This is a genomic window from Brasilonema bromeliae SPC951 (assembly GCF_012912135.1).
GTDB lineage: Bacteria > Cyanobacteriota > Cyanobacteriia > Cyanobacteriales > Nostocaceae > Brasilonema > Brasilonema bromeliae.
Genome location: NZ_QMEB01000225.1, coordinates 1 through 7,098 on the forward strand (window position 1 = coordinate 1; position 7,098 = coordinate 7,098).

The following is a 7,098-nucleotide window of genomic DNA, read 5'->3' on the forward strand; positions in this document are numbered from 1 at the left end:
GCGGTTCGGGCACGAGCGGGCCGCCGGCGAAGGTCAGGGCCACGCGCATCGTGAGGGCGAGCGCTCCGGCCTTCGAAGCGACGGAGAGGAACGCGCCCATTTCGGCCGTCGCCCCTTCGAAGACGTCGGGAGCCCAGAAATGGAACGGGAATGTGGCCAGCTTGAACGCCAGCCCGACCGCGAAGAAGAGCCCGCCGAGCACCAGCATCGTTTGACGATCGGCCAGCGCCGGATCGCCCAACGTCGCGGCCAGCCGCTCGGCCATGGTCGGCAGGTGGAGCGAGCCGAGGACGCCGCAGAGCAGGCTCATGCCGTAGATCATGACGCCGGAGGCCGCGGCCCCGTAGACCGCGTATTTGAGCGCCGCTTCGCTCGCCTGGCGGCGGCCTTTGTTGAGCCCCGCGAGGATGTACGTGGGGACGCTGGCCAGCTCCATCGCCAGGAAGATCATCAGCACGTGATTGGCCGAGGCCATGCTCATCAGGCCGATCGTCGAGCCGATCACGAGCGAATAAATGTCGGGGCCGTCCTCGTCGTCGGGGACGCCGGTCAGGCGGGTCAGTCGCAAGAATAGGACGAGGAAGCCGGCCAGCAGGATCCGCCAGAACTGCGTGAAGTGATCGTAAACGATCATCCCCGTGAACAGCTCCGCGCCGACCCGCGGGCTGTGCGGGCTCTTTTCCACCAGCGGCAGGAAGAGCGAACCCTCGCGCGCGTCGAGCACCGCGACCAGCAGCGCCGCCAGCGCGCCGATCGTCGAGATCAGATAAGCGTCGCCGCGGACGCGCCAGCCGGCGACGCGGACGACGAGCAGCAGCACGATCGCGACGCAGAGCACCAGCTCGGGGAGGAACCCCGCGATCGAGCTCTTCGCGTCGGCCGCGACGTATTGCACGAGGGCGTCGAAACTCACCGCGTCGCTCCCTTCGCCGCGTCGCGAGCGACCTCGACGACGGCCGCGGGCGGGTCGGCCGGCCGGCTCCGCGCGGCGGCGATCGGGGCGAGCACGCCGGGCCGCGCGCCGGCCGCGACGACTTCCCGCGCGATGTGCGTCGTGGCGGGCTCGACGTAGCGGAACACCAACTGAGGCAGCACGCCGAAGACCACACTGAACGCGACGATCGGCGCGAGCACCGCGATCTCGCGCGGGGTCACGTCGGCCACCGGCTCGCGCTCGATCCCTTCGGGTTTGACGCCGTAGAACACGCGCTGCAGTGCGGTGAGGATGTAGCCCGCGGTGAAGATCGTCGTGACCGCGCCGATTGCGGCCGCGACGGGCGAGCGACTCCACGTCGAGAGGAGCACGAAGACCTCGCCGATGAAGCCGCACAGCGTGGGCAGCCCGAGCGAGGCGAAGAAGACGACCGCGGCCATCCCCGCGCCGACGGGCATCTCGCCCGCGAGGCCGCCGAAGCGGTTCAGGTCGCGATGGTGCAGGCGGTCGTAGAGCACGCCGACGATGAAGAACATCCCGGCGCTGGTCAGGCCGTGCGCGATCATCTGGTAGGTCGCGCCCGACAGCCCCATCGACCACGAATCGACCAGCGCCGCGTCCGGTCCGCTCGCCCACAGCGACAGGCCGAGAAGCACGTAGCCCATGTGGCTTACCGAGCTGTACGCGACCAGGCGTTTGAAGTCGGTCTGCGCGAGCGCGGCGAGCGCCCCGTAGACGATGCTCACCGCGCCCAGGCCCGCGAGCACCGGCCCCATGACCTGCGCCGCGATCGGGCAGATCGGCAACGCGATGCGGATCAGGCCGTAGCCGCCCATCTTCAGCAGCACGCCCGCCAGCAGCATCGAGATCGCGGTGGGGGCCTCGACGTGGGCGTCGGGAAGCCAGGTGTGGAACGGAACGCTCGGGACCTTCACCAGGAAGCCGATCGTGAGCAACACGAACGCCCACCACTCCAGCGTCTGGCCCCAGAACAGCGGCGCGGCGCGGAAGACGTCGGTCTCGCGGGCGAGCGTTTGCAGGGCGACGATGTTGAACGTGCGGACCGGCGGGCCGTCGATCCGATTCGCGGCGATCTGAGCCACCGCGTCGGCCGGCAGGTGCGCCGCCCGGAGCTGGTCGTCGGTGAGCTTGGTGAGATCGCTGGCGAAGTAGAGCATCAGCACCGCGATCAGGATCAGCGCCGAGCCGAACAGCGTGTAGATGAAGAACTTGATCGCCGCGTATTCCTTCCGCGGGCCGCCCCAGACGCCGATGAGGAAGTACATCGGCAAGAGGACCAGCTCGAAGAAGACGTAGAACAGCAGCAGGTCGAGCGCGAGGAACACCCCGACCATGCCCGTCAGCAGGATCAGGAACAGGGCGCTGTAGCTCTGCACGTTCTTGTCGATCGACCAGCTCGCCGCGGCCGCCAGCACGCTGACGAAGGTCGTCATCAGCAGCAGCCAGAAGCTGATCCCGTCGACGCCGAGGAAATAGTAGACGCCGAACGACGGGATCCACTCGAGCGTCACGACGTGCTGGATCGTGCCGACCCCGGGTCGAAAAGCGTCTTCCGCGCCCTTCGGCCCGACGACGAGCAGCGCGGCGGCGAGGGCGAACACGACGAGCGACGCGCCCAGCGTGATCCAGCGGGCCGCGTCGTCGGAGCCGCGCGGCAGGCCGGCGCAGAGAATCGCCCCGACGAGCGGAACGAAGACGATGAGGCTGAACCAAACGGCGTCTGTCATGCCGGTGTCGGTTGCGCGTTAGGGACGCGCGGCCGGGGGCGAAAGCCACCAGCTCGCGACCAGAAACAGGCCGGCCGCGCCGACCGCGAGAATCAACACGTATTGCCGCAGCCGCCCGGTCTGCACGACGCGGAGCGAGAGGGCCGTCTCGTAAATCACTCGGGAGATCGCGTTGACGAACCCGTCCACGATCCCGCGGTCGAAGCGGTCGTCGACGCGCGCCAGCCACACGGCCAGCCGCGCCGAGCCGTCGACGATCCCGTCGAGAACCACGCGGTCGAACCACTTCGCGGCGCGCGCGACGGCCAGCGTCGGCGCGACGAACGCGGTGCGGTAGAGACTCGTGAACCGACCCTCGCTCCGCAGCGCCCGCGACAACGGCGCGAACGAGCGGGCAAGCTCGTCGGCCGAGAGCCACCGCCAGCCGTAGAACGCGGCCGCGATCGCGAAGCCCGCCAGTCCCGCCGCGAATCCCCCCAGCGACGCGGCCAGGTGCAACGCCGGCGTGTGCGAAGCGGCTTCCGCGGGAATCACCAGCGACGGCAGCCAGCGACCTTGCGCGATGTCATCCGGCTCGGCCAGGGGCTCACGCCCCGTCCGAGCCGAGGGAACATCGGCGACGTGAGCCGTCGAATCGGCCGACTCCGGCTCGGATCGGGCGTGAGCCCCTGGCCGAGCCGTGGGAAGAACGGCTTGACCGAGAAGCGGCGACAAGCCCGCGTCGAGGCCGAACGTCCAGCCCGCGGAAATCGCGAGCGTCGCCAGCACGACGAGCGGCACGGTCATCAGTCGCGACGGCTCGTGGACGTGCTGACGCGCGACGGGGTCGCGCGGCGGACCGACGAACGTCAGGAACCACAGCCGGAAGATGTAAGCGGCCGTCAGCAGCGCCGCCCCGAGCGGCAGATAGAACAAAACGGCGTGCTGCGGATTTCGTTGACTGAACGCGAGGGCCTGGGCCAGGATCGCGTCCTTCGAGTAGTAGCCCGACGTGCCGACGTCGATCAGCGGCAGCCCCGCGCCGACCATCGCGACGCAGGCGAGCAGCATCGTCACCGCGACCACCTTCAGCGGCTTCAGCAGCCCGCCCAGGCGTCGCAGGTCTTGCACGTGCGTGGCGTGGATGACGGCCCCCGCGCCGAGGAACAACAGGCTCTTGAAGAACGCGTGCGTCGTCAGGTGGAACGTCGCGGCGTTCCAGCCGCCGACGCCGACCGCGAGCGTCATGTAGCCGAGCTGGCTGATCGTCGAGAAGGCCAGCACGCGTTTGAGGTCCGTCGCGGTCAGCGCGAAGAGCGCCCCGAGCGTGAGCGTGATCGCCCCGACGTACGCCAGGACGAGCAGCACCTCCGCAGGAAACACGGGGGCCAGCCGCGCCACGAGGTAGACGCCGGCCGCGACCATCGTCGCCGAGTGAACCAGCGCCGAGACGGGCGTCGGACCGGCCATCGCGTCGGGAAGCCAGGCGTGCAACGGGGCCTGCGCGCTCTTGCCGACGCAGCCGCAGCAGACGCCCAGTCCGGCCAGCACGAGCAGTCCGTAATTCGCGTCGCCGACGCGCGCCGGAACCGCCCAGGCGAAATGGTTCGCGGCCATGCGGAACTGGCTCACGATTCCCAGGCGACCGTCGAGGTCGTGCAGCTCAAGCGTCCCGCAGAGGTTCGCCAGGATCAGAATCCCGAGCAAAAACCCCGCGTCGCCGACGCGGTTGACGACGAACGCCTGGCGGGCGGCCGACGCGGCCGAGTCGCGCTCGCGGTAGAAGCCGATGAGGCTGTAGGAGGTCGCGCCGACGAGCTCCCAGAACGCGAACAGCACCAGCAAGTTGCCCGTCAACACCAGGCCGAACATGCTGAACGTGAAGAGCGACAGGTGCTGAAAGAACGCGGCGTATCGCCCCGGCCGGTGCAAATGATCGCCGAGCGGCGAGACGATCTCGTGGTCCTCGACGCTCGCGTGCGTCTCCTCGTGCATGTACGCGATCGCGTAGACGTGCACGCAGGTCGCCACGATCCCGATCACGCAGAAGAAGACGATCGTGAGCGCGTCGATCGAATACGAGACGTCGAACCGCAGCCCGCCGAACTGGGCGAACGTCAGCCACGTCCCGCGCAACACGTTCGGCGCGTCGCCGGCCCGCTCGGAGCCGACGCCGTGATGACTCGCCCAGGCCGCCAGGGCGACGAGCGAAGAGAGCAGCGAGACCGCGACCGCGATGGTCGAGACGAGGGCCGGCGCGCGGCTGCGACCGCGTCCCGCCAGCCGCACGGCGCAGGCGACCAGGGCCGCGAAGAGCGGCGCGGCCGCGGCCGTGAGCAGCAAGGACGGGATGGTCTCGATCATCAGCGACGCGGGGCGTCCTCGAGGGAAATCGACGGCGACGCGGGACTTCAGCCCTTGAGCTGGTCGCCGCGGTCCACGTCGATCGTGGCGTGATTGTTGTAAAAGTTCAAAGCGATCGCCAGGGCCGCGGCGGCCTCGCCGGCGGCCAGGATGATGACGAAGAGCGCGGCCAGGTGACCGTCGAGCCCGAGCGCGACGTCGACGTCGGCCCGGAACGACTTGCTCGAAAACGCCACCCAGTTGACGAGCGCCGCGTTGAGCACCAGTTCGACGCCCATCAACAGGCCGACCGCGTTGCGTTTGACGGCCATGCACAACAGGCCGCAGACGAACAGGATCGCCCCGACGATCAGGTAATGCGTCGCGCCGATCGGTTGCGTGAGCAGGTCCATCTCAGGCCTCGTGCGTTCGCGCGGAGCGCTTGGCCCGGGCGAGGTAAGCCGCGCCGATCAGGACCACGAGCAGGTACACGCTCGACAACTCGAACGGCAGCAGCCACCCCGAGCGGCCCGGCGCGAGCGGGTCCTCCGCGTCGCGGACGCGGTCGGCTCGCACGCCGATCAGGGCCAGGCCGATCTCGGCCGACTTCACTTCCAGTCGCGGAGCCGCCAGCTCGACGTCGGCCCGCGGGTTCGGCCGCCAGTCGGCGACGGAGAAGATCGCGGGGATCAGCACGGCCGCGAGCAACAGCCCGCCGACGCCCAGCCCGAGCACCCAGTCGGCCGGCCGCGTGTTCAGCGACGCGAACGGCCCCGGCGAGGTGAGCATGACGCCGAAGATCAGCAGCACCAGCGTGCCGCCGACGTAGACCATGAGCTGCGCCGCGCCGACGAACTCGGCCCCTGCGAGGAAGAACAGGCCGCTCGTCCCGCACAGGGCGAAGATCAAATAGACCGCCATGCGGACGACGTTGTTCGACAGCACCACGGCCAGGGCCGAGCCGCAGGCGACGAGCGCGAACAGCAGGAAGAAGAACGCGTGCGGATTGAACTCGTTCACGTCCGCTCCCCTTCCCGGCTCTCGACCGAGATCGCGGGGGCCGAGCGACGGGCGGTCGCCGGAGCGGCCGCGTTCGCGGGGCCGGGCTCGATCGGCGCGACGACCGCGGGGAACCGATGCTCGGCCGCGGGACGCGTCAGCCCGGGGGCGAATCCCAAGAGTCCCGCGGGGAGCAGCAGTTGCCAGAACGACACGCCGACCAGCGTGAAGCAGGAGATCGGCAGGCAGTACTTCAGGCACATGTGCATGACCTGGTCGATCCGCAGCCGCGGCAACGACCAGCGGACCCACATCATCACCACCATGCCGAACGAGCACTTGAGCAGGAAGTTGACCAGGCCGAGCATCCGGCCCCAGAAGCCGGGCCAGCCCTCGCCGGTCAGGCCGAGCCACTCGCCGATCGGCAGCGGTCCGCTCCAACCGCCGCAGAAGAGCACCGCGGCCAGCCCGGAGACGAGGAACATCGAGCCGTATTCGGCCATGAAGAAGTAACTCCAGCGGATGCCGGAGTATTCGGTGTGGAAACCGGCCACCAGTTCGCTCTCGGCCTCCGCCAGGTCGAACGGGGCGCGGTTGACGCTCGCGATCGCGCAGGTGAAGAACACCCAGAACGCGATGAAGGTGAACGGGTCGTGGAACACGTACCAGTTCCAGAAGCCGCCGGTCTGCTGCCGGGCGATTTCGGTCAGGTTCATGGTCCCCGCGAGCACCACCGGCGGCACGACGCACAGCCCCAGCGGCACCTCGTAGCTGACGACCTGGGCGGCCTCGCGCATCGCGCCGAAGAGCGACCACTTCGAGCCGCTGGCGTAACCGGCGAGGATCACGCCGAACACTTCCAATCCGAGCACGGCCAACAGGAAGAACACGGCCGAGTCGAGGTCCTGGGCGACCCAGCCGTCGCTGAACGGCAGCGCCATGTAGGCCACGAAGCCGGCGCAGAAGCTCACGTACGGAGCCAGCCGAAAGAGGAGCGCGTCGGCCTCGTCGGGAAGAATGTCTTCCTTGGTGATCAGCTTCACGCCGTCGGCGAGCGACTGGAGCCAGCCGAACATGCCGCCGACGCGGGTCGGG

Annotated in this window: 6 protein-coding genes; all 6 read right to left on the reverse strand. The window is 69.1% G+C overall.

The annotated features are described in order from the left end of the window. Positions 1-913 (reverse strand): NADH-quinone oxidoreductase subunit N (locus DP116_RS30430; RefSeq protein ID WP_339381533.1); only part of this gene is annotated, 913 nt, incomplete at its 3' end. Further along, positions 910-2,682, reverse strand: a complete 1,773-nt coding sequence (locus DP116_RS30435) for a complex I subunit 4 family protein (RefSeq protein ID WP_169157353.1) — start codon at positions 2,680-2,682, stop codon at positions 910-912. The genes DP116_RS30435 and DP116_RS30430, both read right to left, overlap by 4 nt. Positions 2,683-2,700: 18 nt before the next feature. After that, a complete protein-coding gene (locus DP116_RS30440; RefSeq protein WP_169157354.1) occupies positions 2,701-5,025 on the reverse strand; it encodes an NADH-quinone oxidoreductase subunit 5 family protein in 2,325 nt (774 codons plus the stop codon). Positions 5,026-5,072: 47 nt separating this feature from the next. Then, positions 5,073-5,417: an NADH-quinone oxidoreductase subunit NuoK gene (nuoK, locus tag DP116_RS30445; protein WP_169157355.1), complete on the reverse strand. Its 345-nt coding sequence runs from the start codon at positions 5,415-5,417 to the stop codon at positions 5,073-5,075. A gap of 1 nt (position 5,418) precedes the next feature. After that, positions 5,419-6,024, reverse strand: coding sequence for an NADH-quinone oxidoreductase subunit J family protein (locus tag DP116_RS30450; RefSeq protein WP_211173455.1), 606 nt, complete (start codon positions 6,022-6,024; stop codon positions 5,419-5,421). Further along, the coding region (locus DP116_RS30455) for a complex I subunit 1/NuoH family protein (RefSeq protein WP_211173456.1) at positions 6,021-7,098 on the reverse strand (1,078 nt) is incomplete at its 5' end. The genes DP116_RS30450 and DP116_RS30455, both read right to left, overlap by 4 nt.